Consider the following 15125-nt stretch of genomic DNA (forward strand, 5'->3'; position numbering starts at 1 on the left):
GTCAATAAACCGAACGGCTTATTGCATTGAACTCATTACTTGAGTTCAACCGTACCGCCAGCAGCTTCGATCTTGGTTTTGATCTCTTCAGCTTCAGCTTTGTTAACGCCTTCTTTAATTGCTTTAGGCGCGCCTTCGACAAGTGCTTTCGCATCGGTCAGGCCAAGAGCGGTGATCGCACGAACTTCTTTAATCACCTGGATTTTCTTGCCGCCGTCGCCGGTCAGAATGACGTCAAATTCGTCTTTCTCTTCTGCAGCAGCTTCGCCGCCACCAGCAGCTGGGCCAGCTACGGCAACAGCAGCAGCAGCAGATACGCCCCACTCTTCTTCAAGAGCTTTGGACAGTTCAGCCGCTTCCATAACGGTCAGTTTAGACAGTTCTTCAACCAATTTAGCAATATCAGCCATTTTCAATATACTCCAAATTTCTAATCAATTATTTCGGTAAAAATTATTCACCCGAAGCGGCATAAGCGCCGACTACGCGTGCAAGGGCTCCAGCTGGTTCTTTGACAACCCGCGCGATTTTCGTTTGTGGTGCGACAAGCAGACCAACAATCGTACCGCGAAGTTCATCAAGAGAAGGCATGGAAGCCAGAGATTTAACGCCTGCTTCGTCGAGAAGGGTATCACCCATTGCGCCGCCAACGATCTCAAGAAGATCATTGGATTTTGCAAATTCGACTGCAATTTTTGCAGCCGCCACCGGATCATCCGATGTGGCAAGTGCGACCGGGCCTGACAGCATATCTGCTATCGGGGCATAGTCGGTTCCTTCCAGAGCCCGCTTGGCAAGGCGGTTTTTAGAGACTTTGAAGCTTGCTCCGGCTTCGCGCATCTTTCCACGGAGTTCCGTGGACTCAGCCACGGTAAGACCCAGATTGCGTGTCACCACAACAACCCCGGCTTCCTTGAAAGTCGCGTTTAGCGCAGAAACGGCTTCGGTCTTTTGACCACGATCCATATTTTGCTCCTTCACGTGGATTGCGTTTTTGAAGCGCAATCCGCTTTCTTCAATAACGCCACCCCAGTGCAAACCAGAATGACGAGCGAAAGAACCAACCGAAGTCAGTTCTGTATAATCCGAAGGGGGGTTTTGGTTGCTTGGCCGCGTTGGAAAACGCTAACTGCAAACCCGCGAGTTTCCTCGCGAAAAAACTGATCCCCGTCTAGGCTGGAAATTAAGAAGGCCAAATTGCCTTCACCGGCTGTCTCGGACGGAAATTGCGATTCCTTGTCAGAAGCACAATTTGTGAGAGCGCAATAGCGAGATGGAGAATTATGTCAAGAGAAGCGTATCGCCGCTAATGTCCACTTTTGCGATAAAAATCCGCTACCGCCCCTGAAATCTTACAACCGCTCTGCCTGCGCCACAGCTTCCGAAGCCCTCAGCGCCGACAATATGCGCATTAGGTGGTGGACATTATGCACTTCGAGATCAACTTCGAACGTGTGGAAAGGCGCATCCCGGTTGGTCATGCGCAACCGCAGAATATTGGCATTATGAAAGCCGAATATGCCAGCCATCTCGGCCAGCGTGCCGGGTTTGTTATGAAGCACCACCATTAACCTCGCAGCGGCACCGTCGGTTTCGGTGCCCCAGCTGAGATCAACCCAGTCCGCATCGACCCCGTCAGCCAGCTTCATGCAATCAATCGCATGCACCTCGACATTCGCGCCGCTGCGGCGCAGGCCGACGATCCGGTCGCCCGGTACGGGATGACAGCATTCCGCAAGATTGAACGCCACACCAGGGGTTAGCCCCTTGATCGAGATAGCACGGTCCTGTTCTGGCCATTCGCGGTCGTCATCATTGTCGTTGACGCTGCCGGGCATCAGCGCTTCCATGACTTCTCGGTCGCTGAGTTCCCGCGTGCCAATGGCGATCATCAATGCGTCATCATCTTCCAGGTCAAGTCGTTTCAGCGCTGCCTTCAGGGCCTTTTTGCCAATTTTGCCGGGTAGACGCTCGACAATCTCATCATACAGCTTGGTACCAATTTCAACAATCTCGTCGCGTTCCTTATGGCGGACGAATCGCCGAATGGCTGCGCGCGCCTTCCCTGTAATAACAAACGACAGCCAGCCTGGCTGCGGCTCCTGTCCATTGGATTTCAGGATTTCGACAACATCGCCATTGGTCAGCTGCGTGCGCAGCGGCACGTGGCGACCATTGACCTTGGCTCCGACGGCCTGATTGCCGAGATCCGTATGCACCGCATACGCAAAGTCGACCGTCGTTGATCCTCTTGGCATCTGCAGCAACGCGCCCTTGGGCGTGAACGCAAAGATCCGATCTTGATACATGGCCAGCTTGGTGTTCTCGAGCAGCTCCTCCGCATCCTCGGCATGGTCAAGAATTTCAATAAGATCGCGAATCCAGCCTGCTTGTCCGTCCGGCCCCCCGCCCTGTTTATAGGCCCAGTGTGCCGCCAACCCATATTCATTGTCGCGGTGCATGCGGGTCGAACGGATCTGGATTTCCACGCGCATGTTATTGCCATGCATGATGGTCGTGTGCAGCGACTGATAGCCATTGCGCTTGGGCGTCGAGATATAATCCTTGAACCGCCCCGGGACGGTTTTCCATTTTTGGTGCAAGATGCCCAAGGCCCGATAACATTCCGCGCTGTTGTCAGTTATCACCCGAAACGCCATGATATCCGTCAGCTGCTCAAAACTGACGTGACGCTCCTGCATCTTGCGCCAGATTGAATAGGGATGTTTTTCCCGGCCACTCACCTGCGCCGCCAATCCTCCTGCAGCAAGGGCCTTTTCCAGCGACCGGGCTATTTTATGGACCTGTCCTTCGTCACCCTCTTTGATTGCGTTAAGCCGGCCGGTTATCGTCTCATAAGCCTCTGGTTCGAGATGACTGAATGCCAATAGCTGCATCTCGCGCATATATTCGTACATGCCGATCCGTTCAGCGAGCGGAGCGTAAATATCCATAGTCTCATGCGCAATCCGGCGGCGCTTCTCTTCATTTTTGATGAAATGAAGCGTGCGCATATTGTGCAGCCGGTCAGCAAGTTTGACCAAAAGCACCCGGATATCGTCGGACATGGCGAGCAGGAATTTTCTCAGATTCTCTGCCGCACGTTCATTGTCCGTCTGGGCTTCGATCTTGGATAATTTGGTTACGCCATCGACGAGCCGGCCGATATCAGTTCCGAAGAGTTTTTCAATTTCTTCAACTGTGGTCAGCGTATCTTCAACGGTATCATGCAATAAGGCCGTGACGATGGTTTGCTGATCCAGCTTAAGATCCGTCATCAGCCCGGCCACTTCGATCGGGTGACTGAAATAAGGGTCGCCGCTAGCGCGTTTCTGGCTGCCATGCTTCTGAACGGAGAAGACATAGGCGCGGTTGATCAGATCCTCATCCGCCTCCGGGTCATAGCTGCGCACCCGCTCAACAAGTTCATATTGCCTCAACACACCCTCAAACTGTCTGGCTTTCCGCGAAGGAGCAACAAAAAAATAGCGTTGAAGCGAAAGCCTTCGAGGGTGGAGGGCATCGCTTCAACGCTTGAGTGTAACCGGCCGAGCCATTTTCATGGCCATAACGGGATTGAGTGGCCGGTTGTGAAGTCTTGTTTACTGGCGGTTGGCGATCCGCTGCTTCGCGCCATTTTTGTCTCCGTTGCACTTGGCAAGCGCCTCAGCATCAACAGCTTCGCCTTTATAGGTGAAAGATGCCAAAGGGCCGACTTTGCGGGACAAACGAGCGCAGACGGTCTTGACCGATGAGCTGCTTTTAGCCCCTTTGCACTCGGTGCCGGCGCAGTGCATCACCGTACCTCTGATAATATGGCGCGTAGCCTCGACGGGCTGTTGCAGCTCGGCCGTATAGGCCACCTGCTTGCTGCGCGCATTAGCCGCGCTAGCGGTAAAAATAAGTGTGGTTGTCAGAATGGCGACAAACAGCATGGCCATATGGCGCAATGGGGTTTGGGAGATAAGCATTTCAAATTCCTTTCGATTCAGCAATTCCCTTTTGTTGCGCCGAAATATCCCGGGGAGGAAAAGTGAGGAAAAATCGGCTTGCAATTTAGGTTGCGAATCAGTACTTAGTTTATTAGGTTTTAAGTTGCAACTAAAAACTTATATTTTTTTTTGGGATTATCCAAAACTGGGCTAGGGTGCGATATGGACAAATTAACCGAAAATCTTGCGGAACTCGGAAACGGCTGCTCACTGCCCATCTCTCTGGAAGTCATTGGCGAGCGCTGGTGCTTCATGATCTTGCGTGCCTCATTTAATGGCGTTCGCCATTTTGAAGACTTTCTCAGTGAGATAGGTATCGCGCGGAATATATTGGCAAACCGCCTGACCCGACTGGTCGAGGCAGGCATTATGTCCCGCCGCCCCTGTGATCATGATAAGCGCAAAGTCGAATATCGCCTGACCGACAAGGGCGCAGACCTGCTCAGTGTGATCGTTGCCATTCGCCAGTGGGGCGAAAAATGGGAAACCGGCGTGCGATCCAATCCGGTGCTGGCCGATGCCAAAGACCGTCGGCCAATCAGCCAGATTTCCATCCGCGCCCATGATGACCGCGTTCTCGGCCTGGATGATCTATGCTGGATTGATGAGGCTGAGCTTAAAAGCCATGCCGCCGACCATAGTGGTTCGGCAGATCGCGCCGATATGGTTGTTCGCCCTCTCAAGGAAATTGGCGAACCCTCTGCGGCTTGAACGCCAGATCGTTACGTTAGCTCCAGACGTCTGTTTATGGCCTATTCGTTGACATAAATGCTGTTAATTGGCCGTGCCATAACCTTGCGGACAATCGGTTCGAAAAATTCCAGCGGTGCGCTTTCATAATTGGCGTCAAACGCCGACTGGTCATATTTTTCACAAAATTCCGCACAATCTTCAAAATGCTCATGTCCACGGAACTGTTCACGCATATCGCGGTCCTGTCCGAGATGGTGGAAAAAATAATAGCCCTGAAAAATTCCGTGTTTCTCTGTAATCCAATGCAGTTTTTCGCTGACAAAGGGTTTCAGGATCGCAGCGGCAACATCAGGGTGGTTAAACGTGCCCAAAGTATCCCCAATGTCGTGCAGCAAAGCCATCACGACATAGTCATCCGGCCGGCCATCGCGGTGCGCGCGGGTTGCGGTTTGCAAACTATGTTCCAGCCGGTCGACCGGAAATCCGCCATAGTCGCCGTCCAGCAACCGCAAATGATCAAGGACGCGGTCTGCTACTTTGCTGGCAAAGGGCATGTAATGGCCGCCAATAATGTCCCAGTCTTCTTTGGTGCCTTCCTCCATCGAAGGGAATTTTGCTCTGACTTCGTTGGGACCGCCCATGACTCTCTCCTTTTTCATGCATCTTGAAAATGCTCTTTATCCAACAAGTTTATGCGATTCTTTCCCAAACGGCAATGCCGCGCTATAGATAGGACATATGGCCGTTATCGAAATCCGCCCCCAGCCCTTTTTTGGCAATAAAAACCGCGCATTCTGGAACCTGCAATCCGCCGGCTGGGCCGCGGTGCTCGCGCTGCGCGGATTGTCGGGTATTTCCAATGGCTTGCCGCTCAGCTTTCTGGTGCCTGCAATTATCGGTACGATAACCGGTTATTCGATCTCGCTATTGCTGTCGGTTATCTATCGCAACCTGATCAACCGCAAACCTCTGGTGACATGGGGCGTGACCGCCGTTGCGTTAGCAGTAGCAGCATCGCTCTATGCTTTTGTCGATGCGTGGGTTTTCCGCATCCAGAACCCGACTTCGGAAACTGCCTTTGGTACATTATTTCTTGGCGCCCTGTTCCTCGGCAGTATGTTGCTTGGGGCATGGTCGGCGCTCTATTACGCAATTAATTTCTTTTTGCGGGTCGAAGAACAGAATGATCAGCTTTTGCGGCTCGAAACGCAAGCCACCAGGGCCCAGCTCGCAATGCTGCGTTACCAGCTCAACCCGCATTTTCTGTTCAATACGCTTAACAGCATCTCCACACTCGTACTGCTGAAACAGACTGAACCGGCAAATGCGATGTTGTCCCGCCTGTCCTCCTTTTTACGGCATACATTGGTCAACGAAGTGCACAGCCGTGTGACTTTGGCCCAAGAGGTTGAAACGCTGCACCTTTATCTCGACATTGAAAAAATGCGCTTTGAGGACCGGTTGCGACCCAGCTTTGACATTGATCCGGCAGTCCGCGACGCGCTGTTGCCGTCCCTGTTGTTGCAACCTCTGGTGGAGAATGCGATCAAATATGCAGTCACTCCGATGGAAGAAGGTGCGGATATCTCGGTATCGGCTCGACTTGAAAATGATAAGGTCCGCATAATAGTTGCGGATACCGGTCCTGGAAAAAATGGTCCAATCCCTAAAAATAATCATTCCACGGGCGTGGGTTTGGGAAATATTCAGGAGCGATTAAACCAAGCTTATGGAGAAGCGCATGCGTTTGAGATCAAATCTTCAACAGGAGGCGGCTTTTCTGTGATCATTGCATTGCCATTTGAGACCAGAGAACAGATTGAGAAAGAGGCTGCGCAAGACAATGCGACAACCGGCCAGATCAGAAACGAAGCAATATTTGGGGAGCATGCATCCGATACAAGCCATGGGGGTCTCGTCACCGCCCCCGCTATGGCTTCATCGCACCAAAAGGATATGAATCCATGACGATAAAGACGATATTAGTCGACGACGAAAAACTGGCCATTCAGGGTCTTCAAATCCGTCTCGAGAAATTCGAAGATATCGAAGTTATCGATACTTGCAACAATGGGCGCGAAGCCATTCGCAAAATCAAGACGCTGAAGCCCGATCTTGTTTTCCTCGACATTCAGATGCCCGGCTTTGACGGTTTTTCTGTTGTTCAGGGCATTATGGAAATCGAACCACCCCTGTTCATTTTCGTTACCGCTTATGCCGATCATGCTGTCCGCGCCTTCGAGGCAGAGGCTGTTGATTATCTTGTCAAACCGGTCGAACCGGATCGTCTGGCCGATGCGCTGGAACGGGTGCGAAACCGGCTCACGGAAAAACGCGGTGCAGAAGAAATTGAAAAGCTGAAAACTGTCCTCAGCGAAGTGGCTCCCGCTGCTATGGCCGATCTGGAAAATGCAGAAGAACCTGCTGCAGCCAGCCGCTATGAAAAGCTGATCAACGTCAAGGATCGCGGCCAGATTTTCCGCGTCGATGTTGATACGATTGAACGGATTGACGCGGCAGGCGACTATATGTGCATTTATACCGCCGACAATTCGCTGATCCTGCGTGAAACAATGAAGGACCTTGAAAAGCGCCTGGATCCTCGCAATTTTCAGCGCGTCCATCGTTCGACGATCGTTAATCTCGGTCAGGTACGCGAGGTAAAACCCCATACCAATGGCGAATGTTTTCTGATTCTGGGATCAGGTGCGCAGGTGAAGGTCAGCCGCAGTTACCGCGATGTCGTTGCACGGTTTGTGCACTAAGCGCACGGTCTTTTAGTCGCGGCGATTTTTGAAAAAACCCTTCAGTAAAGATGCGGATTCGGATTCTTCGAATCCCGCATAGACCTCGGGTGCATGGTGGCAGGTGGAAGCGGCAAAAAAATTTACGCCGCTCTCCACTGCCCCGCCCTTGGGATCAGACGCACCGTAATAGAGGCGCCTGATTCTGGCATGGGCAATGGCACCGGCACACATTGTGCAGGGTTCGAGCGTCACCCAGAGATCACAATCTTCGAGCCGATCGGTGTTTAATGCACTGCAAGCCTGGCGAATCGCTGCAATTTCTGCGTGAGCACTGGGATCATTGTTGGTACGCGTCAGGTTGTAGCCTTGCCCGACTATTTCTCCTTGGCGGACAATAACGGCCCCGACTGGAACCTCACCCGAGTCCGCCGCCTGCCTGGCCAATGCCAGTGCTTGCGGCATATAGGATTGGAATGGATCGGTCGTCATATGCAGCGATTAGCGCGTAGCAATGGCAATGACCAGATGAACCCGCTTGCCGTAGATAGATTGCCGACGCAATCAGGCCTCGACAGGGCGGAAAATCTTGGCGCAACGCTTGACGGACTGACCTTTTGCGGTTAGGTGCGCTGTCTTTCCTACGGGAATCACTCATTAACAAGAAATTGGACAAGCAAGATGTCGCGGATTTGCGAACTGACAGGTAAGACTCGGCTGGTAGGTAATAACGTATCGCACGCCAAAAACCGGACCAAGAAAACCTTTTTGCCCAACCTGCAAAATGTGACGCTGTTGTCCGACGCACTCGGCAAAGGCATAAAACTTCGGGTATCGACCCATGGTCTGCGATCAGTCGAGCATGTTGGCGGGCTGGATAACTGGCTGCTGAAAACATCCGACGACAAGTTGAGCTTGCGCGTACGCCGCATCAAAAAAGAAATCGCCAAAAAGCAGGCTGCTGCTTAACTTACTATTGAATAGTATTTAATTTGGAATTGATGAAAAGCCGGGGCGAGCCTCGGCTTTTGCTTTTGGAGGTGCAGGCGCTGTACGACCGTCCTTGCCCTTCTTCTTTTGCTTGCCCTTGGCCAACCGGAACTTCATCAATATCGTTTCCTGAATCGCATTGAAATTATCGTCCGATGCGATCCAGATGATCGTCTCATCACCTTCGACCGTCACGCTCAACGCTTCCATATTGTCGACCTTTAAAGGCGGTTTCAGTGAAGCTATCCGTTGTGACGTCCACAGCTTACCAGCCTTGATCTCCGATAGATCACCGATCGAAACAATAGCGGAAACACCCTCAAGCGGCGTGAAGCGGCGATGCAATAACAGCGCACGGCCATCAGGCAACAAAGTCGCATCAGTCAATTCATATCCCTTGGGTGGGCGATAACCAAATAGTGCTGGCTTCACATCCGATTCCGCCGGATCACCCTCAAAAATCAACGCCTGATAACCACCTTTGCTATAGTCGGCAGATTCAGAAAAAACCAGAAAACGATCCTTTGAGTCTTCCGATCCCGGCAGCCGAAGCATTGCCTCTGCTCCACCATTTTGCGGCCAGCTTTGCATCTCTTTGACTTGTTGCTCTGCTTCCTTGCGCGCAAAAGAAGGGCCATAGCGCCAGATCCCGTGATAGCGCTCATAACCAACCCAATATTGGCCGGTCTGCGGATTGTGAGCCAGGGACTCTGCATCCCAATTCTTCTTTGCAAATCCGTTTTCTACCGGCGGACCATCGGGCAGCGGCGCAATAAATGGCCGTTTAGCCAAGCCTTCTTTTTCATCCAATGTGAAGCCTATGAGAACACCCGCATCACTCAACATAAAAAACCGGCTGTCCGGAAGAACCAGCATCGATGATATGCCGCCAAAATCAGCATTGTCACTTGTGAGCTTCCAGCCCGCCAGAAACTCCAATCTACCGGATTTTTTGCGATTTGGATCTTGCGAATCAAAACTGATCGATTGCAACCGGATATATTGGCTGTTGTTCTTCACCGGGGGCGAGCCGTGAATATAGGTCACCGGAACCAGGAAGAAAAACAACGAAAGGCATGCAAATAATCGGGTCACGAAAGCGCCCATAACCGATAATCTAGCGCAAATATATTCTATTCTGGACGGTTGCCAAAAAGGTGCGCTAGGAACCACCAATGTCATTCTGAAAGGCTCCATATGAAGACGATTTATCCTGACGCGACTACAGCTCTGGACGGGCTCTTGTTTGACGGTATGCATTTGTGCGTCGGAGGATTTGGACTGTGCGGTATTCCCGAGCGCTTGATTGATGCGCTTCAGGTCGCCGAGGTCAAGGATCTGACAATCGCCTCGAACAATGCTGGAATCGATAATGAGGGGCTCGGCAAGTTGCTTCGCTCGAAACAGGTGAAGAAAATGATCTCCTCATATGTGGGAGAAAACAAGGAGTTTGAACGGCAATATTTGTCTGGAGAGCTGGAAGTGGAATTCTGTCCCCAGGGAACACTGGCCGAACGCTGCCGGGCTGGCGGCGCTGGAATACCGGGTTTTTATACCAAAACGGGCGTGGGCACTCAGGTTGCAGAAGGCAAGGAAGTGAAGAATTTCGACGGGGAAGACTATATACTGGAACGTGGGATATATGCGGACCTGTGTCTGATCAAAGGATGGAAGGCCGACAGAGCGGGCAATCTAATATTTCGCAAGACCGCGCGGAATTTCAATGCGCCGATGGCCACCGCAGGGAAGATTTGCGTCGCTGAAGTAGAAGAAATTGTTGAGGTTGGCGAACTGGATCCCGACGCGATCCACCTACCCAGTATTTATGTCAAAAGGCTGATCGACGGCTCACCCTATGACAAGAAGATAGAGTTTCGCATGACTCGCGAACGGGGAGACGCGTCATGAGCTGGGATCGCAATCAAATGGCAGCGCGTGCTGCGCAAGAGCTGCAAGACGGCTATTATGTCAATCTGGGCATCGGCATTCCGACACTGGTCGCCAATCATATTCCGGATGGTGTGGAAGTTACGCTGCAGAGCGAGAACGGCATGCTGGGCATTGGTCCTTTTCCCTATGAGGATGAAATCGATGCAGACCTGATCAATGCCGGCAAGCAAACGATCAGCGAACTTCCTTCCTCAAGCTATTTCGGTAGCGCTGACAGTTTTGCCATGATCCGCGGCGGGCATATTGATTTGACCGTTTTAGGTGCGATGGAAGTTGCCGAAAATGGGGATATTGCCAACTGGATGATTCCCGGCAAGATGATCAAGGGCATGGGCGGAGCCATGGATCTGGTTGCTGGTGTCAAAAAGATCATCGTAGTCATGGATCATTGCGCCAAGGATGGCAGTCCCAAATTTATCCCTGCGTGCACATTACCGCTCACCGGAACCAATGTAGTCGATATGATCATTACTGATCTTTGTGTGTTCCACCGTTCAGATCACGAGTCACCATTTAAGCTCATCGAACTGGCTCCCGGTGTGTCAGCTGAGGAAGTTGCAGAGAAGACAACTGGTTTTTACCTGACTTGATCGCAATCCCTCTTGTAATATTTCATTTTTACCGATGGCCCCATGCTTGAAATATAGCAGAATCGGCAGTTGTTAATCCTCCGCCTCCGTCAATAGTGAAACAATGCTTGATTTATTGAGACAGGAAGCACATCACAATTTTATATCCGAAATGGATGTAATTCGATTACATATCGAAGGTGTTGAAATAATTGAATAAAATATAGGTCGGGGGGCCGAATATGTCTGAAGAAGATAATAGAATGGACGAAACGCTTATTGCATTAACGTCACAGATCGTCGTTGCGCACGTGAACAACAATAGTGTCGCAGTTTCTGACTTACCGCTGCTGATTAACAGCGTTCACAGCGCTATGTCTGAACTGGCCGGGAAGCCAACATCGACAATGACCAAACAGGAACCAGCTGTACCCATCGAAGAGTCGATCAAACCGGACCATATTGTTTGTTTGGAAGATGGCAAAAAGTTCAAAATGCTGAAACGCCACCTGATGACACGATACAATATGACACCGGAAGAGTATCGCGCGAAATGGGGACTTCCAGCCGATTATCCAATGGTATCTTCAAACTATTCCAAGGTGCGCAGCGGATTGGCAACAAAAATCGGTTTGGGTCGCAAGTAACTGCCTAAGCCCGCTTTCTCGCCAAGATAATTGCTGCTCGAGCGAATATGAGCGCTATCTGAAATCCGGATTATGGCCATGGATCACCCTGAATTGGTGATACATGGCCATCAGCATTGGTCTGTTGTGGGACCGTGTCTTTCTCGATCAGCCCATCATACCCTTGCCGCCGGAGTCTCAATGACGTCTTTAACGTCAGCCGATAAGCACGCCTTAAAATAGCAAAAAGTCATCAACCGTGAGGCCAGATATCCAAAGCTCGCCCAGCGTTGATCATATTGGATCATTATCTCCTTAAAAACCAAATAGATAGATGATATTTTCAATTTCATTTTTTTGTTTTACAAATCTGTAAAGTCACCGTTGCGTCAAAACTTCATGTATTTTCTAATATAGAGATTCATGCCTTATTTTATTGCTGAATAGCCCCTAATATTATTGGTTGCCCCTGTAACCAAACAGGGGAATCCAAAATGAGATCCAATTTTAAAGCCAAAACCCTACGCCAGTCTTTTGCATCGGCTGCAATTATGGCGCTAGCAATCTCCGCCACAACAGCGAAAGCACAAGATCAACAAGCAGCAGAATCCGGACAAGAATCAGAAGAAAGCGGCGATCTCATTGTCGTAACCGGTTCGCGCATCGCTTCACCCACTGTTGAATCTGCTGCACCTTTGCAAATCCTGGATGACGCCGCGATTGACGACTCTGGCGTTACAAATGTTCAAGAACTGCTCTTAGAAAATCCCGCCTTCGGTACACCTGCGCTCAGCCGGACGAACTCGGCATTTCTAACATCCGGTACCGGTGTAGCGTCAGTCGACCTTCGTGACCTTGGGTCAAACCGAACACTGGTGTTGGTCAATGGTCGCCGTGTCGTTGCTGGGATTCCCGGCACGTCAATTGTTGACCTTAACGTCATTCCAACACAGTTTCTTGAGCGCGTAGACATTCTGACGGGCGGTGCATCTTCGTTATATGGTTCAGATGCCGTCGCTGGCGTTGTCAATTTTGTCTACAAAAAGGATTTTGAAGGCATAGAAGCCAATGGCCAAATCGGACTAACCGAGCGCAGTGATGATTTGCGTTATCAAGCCAATTTGACCTTTGGGACAAATGTCGCGGATGGTCGCGGTAACGTGATGGTTCACTTTGGCTATTCCAATGAAGACGGATTGTTGTCACGTGAGCGTTCGAATACTGAGGTTGATGCCATTTCGAATATTTTCTTCGGCGGTGATGTAAACGAAGAACTGGAACCATTTTTCTCTAGCTTCCCCCCGCAAGGCAGATTCGATGTCGCGGGAACTCCGGGTGTAGGCGATGATTTCACCTTCGATCCAAATGGTAATCTTCAGCCCTGCTTTACAACCAATGGTACGACATGTGCAGGTGGGGTTGGACCGAATGGGTTTAATCGCCAAAATTTCCGTACACTAGCTGTTCCAGTCGAACGATATCTATTCGCGACTGTTGGCAGCTACGAAATTTCGGACCACGTAAATCTGTTTTTTGAAGGAACGTATAGCCGCACCGAATCATCACGCATTATCGAACCCTTTGCTTTGCAATCGGGCGGTAGCACCGGAATTTTCCCGGGGACCGGTCGTATGCCAATTGAGAATGATGTTAATGGTGCAATATTGGTCAACCCATTGGTTCCAGCAGATATTGTTGCAGCTGCTCAAGATACCGATGGTGATGGCCTGAGAGACATCGGGTTTCAACGTCGTTTGACCGAGTTTGGTCCGCGATCAGGTGATACGACCCGCGATTTCTATCGTTTTGTTGTCGGCTTTGATGGCGCAATATTTGACGATAAGTTCAATTGGGACGTGAGCTATAATTTTGGTCAGACTTCTGAGAATCAAACGTCTAGCGGACAAGTCAACATCCAGAGTTTTCAGCAAGCGTTAGCCGCTCAAGCTGATATTGATGATATCGATGGCGACGGTGATGTAACCGAGGCTATCTGTATCAACGCTGATGCTCGGGCTAGTGGTTGTGTGCCGATCAATATATTTGGCGAAGGTAACATTTCACAGGACGCGATCGCCTTTATTGACGCGCAAGCAACCTTTCAAACCAAGATCACTCAACAAGTTGTTCAGGGTAATATTTACGGCTCTCTTTTCGAGTTGCCAGCTGGTCCGCTCGGCATTGCGGCAGGCGTAGAATATCGCCGTGAAGAAAGTGAAGAAGACAATGACGCCCTAACCAATGCTGGCTTAAACGGCGGCAACAAGCTGGGCGACTCTTTCGGTGAGTTTGACGTTCTCGAGGGCTATCTTGAAGTCAAAGTGCCGATCCTTGCCAATACGCCAGGCTTTGAGTTGCTAGAGGCAGGTGGTGCTATCCGTGTTGCCGATTATTCCACAGTAGGAACTGTCGTAAGCTACAATGGTACGCTGACATGGCAACCGATCGAAGACATTCGATTGCGCGGTACCTATTCACGTGCTGTGCGGGCGCCTAATATCGACGAGCTGTTTGCAGGCGCTGGACAGACATTTCCACCTGGCTTGCAAGATCCTTGTGCAAATAGCGGTACCGGCCCGAATGGTGGTGTTACGGCAACTGAAACCAGCGCTTTGGCAACAGCTTGCCGGGCTTTTGCAGGGGTAAATGCAAATATTGCGGCAAATGGCGGCGAATTCCAGCTGGTCCAGGCGGATATCCAAGGCATAAGTGGCTTCAACCTGTCCAACCCTGATCTGGAAGAAGAAAAGGCAGATAGCTGGACCGTTGGTGCAGTGATCAATCCGCGTTCTATTGACGCCCTTCGCAATCTCACAATCACGGTCGACTATTATAATATCGATGTGAGCAATGTGATTGCCGCTCCAGGACGGGCATTTACCCTGGACCAGTGCTTTAACAACGCTGATGCGGTATCATGCTCGTTCATTACACGGCGTGCAAATCAGACATCGACAAATAGCGCAGGTTCAATCGAATTCGTTGATGCTCAACAGCTCAATGGTGCGAGCTTGAGAACAGAAGGTATTGATGTAACGGCTTCATATAATACTGGTCTGGACGCTCTGGGCATTGACGGGAGGTTGAGCGCCAAGATTGCCTATACTCATGTGTTCAATAATGACTTCCGGCAGCGGGATGATCAACCGGTCGATCCGTCGGCAGGCGAAATCGGAACCTCCCAAGATCGCTTCACTGCAAATCTGGGTTATTCAGAAGGGCCATTCCGCATTGGGTTTACCGGAACTTACATTAGCTCTGCCGTGACAGACGATCAGTTCTGTGTGGATTGTGGTGATGCTGTGGATGCTCAATTCTACTTGGACAGCCAGTTGAACTATAAAGTATCAGAGGAGTTCGAATTCTACTTTGGTGTAGATAACTTGCTCGACAATGATGCGCCCCTAATTCCAACTTCTGCGCCATTTAATGTCACTGGCTCTGACACTGCTGCAGACGTCTATGACATATTCGGTCGGCGTTATTATACGGGTGTCCGGATGCGCTTCTGATCAATCCGACTAGATCGACAAACAGGAAGGCCGCGTAATCGCGGCCTTC

At 50.7% G+C, this 15125-nt stretch carries 16 protein-coding genes; 9 read left to right on the plus strand and 7 right to left on the minus strand.

All coding sequences use genetic code 11. From position 1 onward, the window contains the following. Positions 1-35: 35 nt before the first annotated feature. From rplL to DG177_RS09945, 4 genes are all read right to left on the minus strand, one after another. A complete protein-coding gene (rplL, locus tag DG177_RS09930; protein WP_108811330.1) occupies positions 36-410 on the minus strand; it encodes a 50S ribosomal protein L7/L12 in 375 nt (124 codons plus the stop codon). A gap of 43 nt (positions 411-453) precedes the next feature. Then, positions 454-966 carry a 50S ribosomal protein L10 gene (gene rplJ, locus DG177_RS09935; protein ID WP_108811331.1) on the minus strand — a complete coding sequence of 171 codons (513 nt, stop codon included), beginning with the start codon at positions 964-966 and terminating at the stop codon, positions 454-456. 386 nt (positions 967-1352) lie between these two features. After that, positions 1353-3443 (minus strand): RelA/SpoT family protein, encoded by a 2091-nt coding sequence (locus DG177_RS09940; protein ID WP_108811332.1) that lies wholly within the window; start codon positions 3441-3443, stop codon positions 1353-1355. Positions 3444-3602: 159 nt separating this feature from the next. Then, the gene (locus DG177_RS09945) at positions 3603-3971 is read right to left on the minus strand and encodes a CC_3452 family protein (RefSeq protein WP_337658710.1); all 369 of its coding nucleotides are present in this window, start codon (positions 3969-3971) and stop codon (positions 3603-3605) included. 183 nt (positions 3972-4154) lie between these two features. On the opposite strand from DG177_RS09945, the gene DG177_RS09950 reads away from it, so the two are divergent. After that, on the plus strand, positions 4155-4703 hold the full coding sequence (locus DG177_RS09950) for a winged helix-turn-helix transcriptional regulator (RefSeq protein ID WP_108811334.1): 549 nt from the start codon (positions 4155-4157) through the stop codon (positions 4701-4703). Positions 4704-4744: 41 nt separating this feature from the next. Here the strand turns inward: DG177_RS09950 and DG177_RS09955 are convergent, their stop codons facing one another. Continuing rightward, positions 4745-5326 carry an HD domain-containing protein gene (locus DG177_RS09955; protein ID WP_108811335.1) on the minus strand — a complete coding sequence of 194 codons (582 nt, stop codon included), beginning with the start codon at positions 5324-5326 and terminating at the stop codon, positions 4745-4747. A gap of 97 nt (positions 5327-5423) precedes the next feature. Between DG177_RS09955 and DG177_RS09960 the strand changes: the two genes are divergently transcribed. Then, on the plus strand, positions 5424-6653 hold the full coding sequence (locus DG177_RS09960) for a histidine kinase (RefSeq protein ID WP_108811336.1): 1230 nt from the start codon (positions 5424-5426) through the stop codon (positions 6651-6653). Further along, complete coding sequence (locus DG177_RS09965; protein ID WP_108811337.1) at positions 6650-7450, plus strand: LytTR family transcriptional regulator DNA-binding domain-containing protein; 801 nt, start codon at positions 6650-6652, stop codon at positions 7448-7450. Before DG177_RS09960 ends, DG177_RS09965 begins: the two co-directional genes overlap by 4 nt. 12 nt (positions 7451-7462) lie before the next feature. Here DG177_RS09965 and tadA read toward each other — a convergent pair whose 3' ends face one another. Further along, positions 7463-7921 (minus strand): tRNA adenosine(34) deaminase TadA, encoded by a 459-nt coding sequence (tadA, locus tag DG177_RS09970; protein WP_108811338.1) that lies wholly within the window; start codon positions 7919-7921, stop codon positions 7463-7465. Between tadA and DG177_RS17725 the strand changes: the two genes are divergently transcribed. Together DG177_RS17725 and rpmB are read left to right on the plus strand one after the other, a co-directional pair. Further along, entirely contained in the window at positions 7922-8056 is a 135-nt protein-coding gene (locus DG177_RS17725; protein ID WP_337658711.1) for a hypothetical protein, read from the plus strand. 54 nt (positions 8057-8110) lie between these two features. Beyond that, positions 8111-8398, plus strand: coding sequence for a 50S ribosomal protein L28 (rpmB, locus tag DG177_RS09975; RefSeq protein ID WP_108811339.1), 288 nt, complete (start codon positions 8111-8113; stop codon positions 8396-8398). Positions 8399-8416: 18 nt separating this feature from the next. Here the strand turns inward: rpmB and DG177_RS09980 are convergent, their stop codons facing one another. Then, positions 8417-9514: an esterase-like activity of phytase family protein gene (locus DG177_RS09980; RefSeq protein ID WP_337658713.1), complete on the minus strand. Its 1098-nt coding sequence runs from the start codon at positions 9512-9514 to the stop codon at positions 8417-8419. A gap of 102 nt (positions 9515-9616) precedes the next feature. On the opposite strand from DG177_RS09980, the gene DG177_RS09985 reads away from it, so the two are divergent. The 4 genes from DG177_RS09985 (at position 9617) to DG177_RS10000 (ending at position 15076) form a co-directional block, all read left to right on the plus strand. Next, entirely contained in the window at positions 9617-10327 is a 711-nt protein-coding gene (locus DG177_RS09985) for a 3-oxoacid CoA-transferase subunit A (RefSeq protein WP_108811341.1), read from the plus strand. After that, the gene (locus tag DG177_RS09990; RefSeq protein WP_108811342.1) at positions 10324-10959 is read left to right on the plus strand and encodes a 3-oxoacid CoA-transferase subunit B; all 636 of its coding nucleotides are present in this window, start codon (positions 10324-10326) and stop codon (positions 10957-10959) included. The genes DG177_RS09985 and DG177_RS09990 overlap by 4 nt, the downstream gene beginning before the upstream one ends. Positions 10960-11180: 221 nt before the next feature. Next, positions 11181-11585, plus strand: coding sequence for a MucR family transcriptional regulator (locus tag DG177_RS09995; protein WP_108811343.1), 405 nt, complete (start codon positions 11181-11183; stop codon positions 11583-11585). 473 nt (positions 11586-12058) lie between these two features. Then, positions 12059-15076 (plus strand): TonB-dependent receptor domain-containing protein, encoded by a 3018-nt coding sequence (locus DG177_RS10000; protein ID WP_108811344.1) that lies wholly within the window; start codon positions 12059-12061, stop codon positions 15074-15076. Positions 15077-15125: the final 49 nt, after the last annotated feature.

This window comes from Sphingorhabdus sp. Alg231-15 (assembly GCF_900149705.1).
Taxonomy (GTDB): domain Bacteria; phylum Pseudomonadota; class Alphaproteobacteria; order Sphingomonadales; family Sphingomonadaceae; genus Parasphingorhabdus.

Excerpts from the sequence above, each read along its gene's own strand:
- rplL (WP_108811330.1), bottom strand. The coding sequence starts at position 410 with ATGGCTGATATTGCTAAATTGGTTGAAGAACTGTCTAAACTGACCGTT.
- rplJ (WP_108811331.1), bottom strand. The coding sequence starts at position 966 with ATGGATCGTGGTCAAAAGACCGAAGCCGTTTCTGCGCTAAACGCGACT.
- DG177_RS09945 (WP_337658710.1), bottom strand. The coding sequence starts at position 3,971 with ATGCTTATCTCCCAAACCCCATTGCGCCATATGGCCATGCTGTTTGTC.
- DG177_RS09950 (WP_108811334.1), top strand. The coding sequence starts at position 4,155 with ATGGACAAATTAACCGAAAATCTTGCGGAACTCGGAAACGGCTGCTCA.
- DG177_RS09955 (WP_108811335.1), bottom strand. The coding sequence starts at position 5,326 with ATGGGCGGTCCCAACGAAGTCAGAGCAAAATTCCCTTCGATGGAGGAA.
- DG177_RS09960 (WP_108811336.1), top strand. The coding sequence starts at position 5,424 with ATGGCCGTTATCGAAATCCGCCCCCAGCCCTTTTTTGGCAATAAAAAC.
- DG177_RS09965 (WP_108811337.1), top strand. The coding sequence starts at position 6,650 with ATGACGATAAAGACGATATTAGTCGACGACGAAAAACTGGCCATTCAG.
- tadA (WP_108811338.1), bottom strand. The coding sequence starts at position 7,921 with ATGACGACCGATCCATTCCAATCCTATATGCCGCAAGCACTGGCATTG.
- DG177_RS17725 (WP_337658711.1), top strand. The coding sequence starts at position 7,922 with ATGCAGCGATTAGCGCGTAGCAATGGCAATGACCAGATGAACCCGCTT.
- rpmB (WP_108811339.1), top strand. The coding sequence starts at position 8,111 with ATGTCGCGGATTTGCGAACTGACAGGTAAGACTCGGCTGGTAGGTAAT.
- DG177_RS09985 (WP_108811341.1), top strand. The coding sequence starts at position 9,617 with ATGAAGACGATTTATCCTGACGCGACTACAGCTCTGGACGGGCTCTTG.
- DG177_RS09990 (WP_108811342.1), top strand. The coding sequence starts at position 10,324 with ATGAGCTGGGATCGCAATCAAATGGCAGCGCGTGCTGCGCAAGAGCTG.
- DG177_RS09995 (WP_108811343.1), top strand. The coding sequence starts at position 11,181 with ATGTCTGAAGAAGATAATAGAATGGACGAAACGCTTATTGCATTAACG.
- DG177_RS10000 (WP_108811344.1), top strand. The coding sequence starts at position 12,059 with ATGAGATCCAATTTTAAAGCCAAAACCCTACGCCAGTCTTTTGCATCG.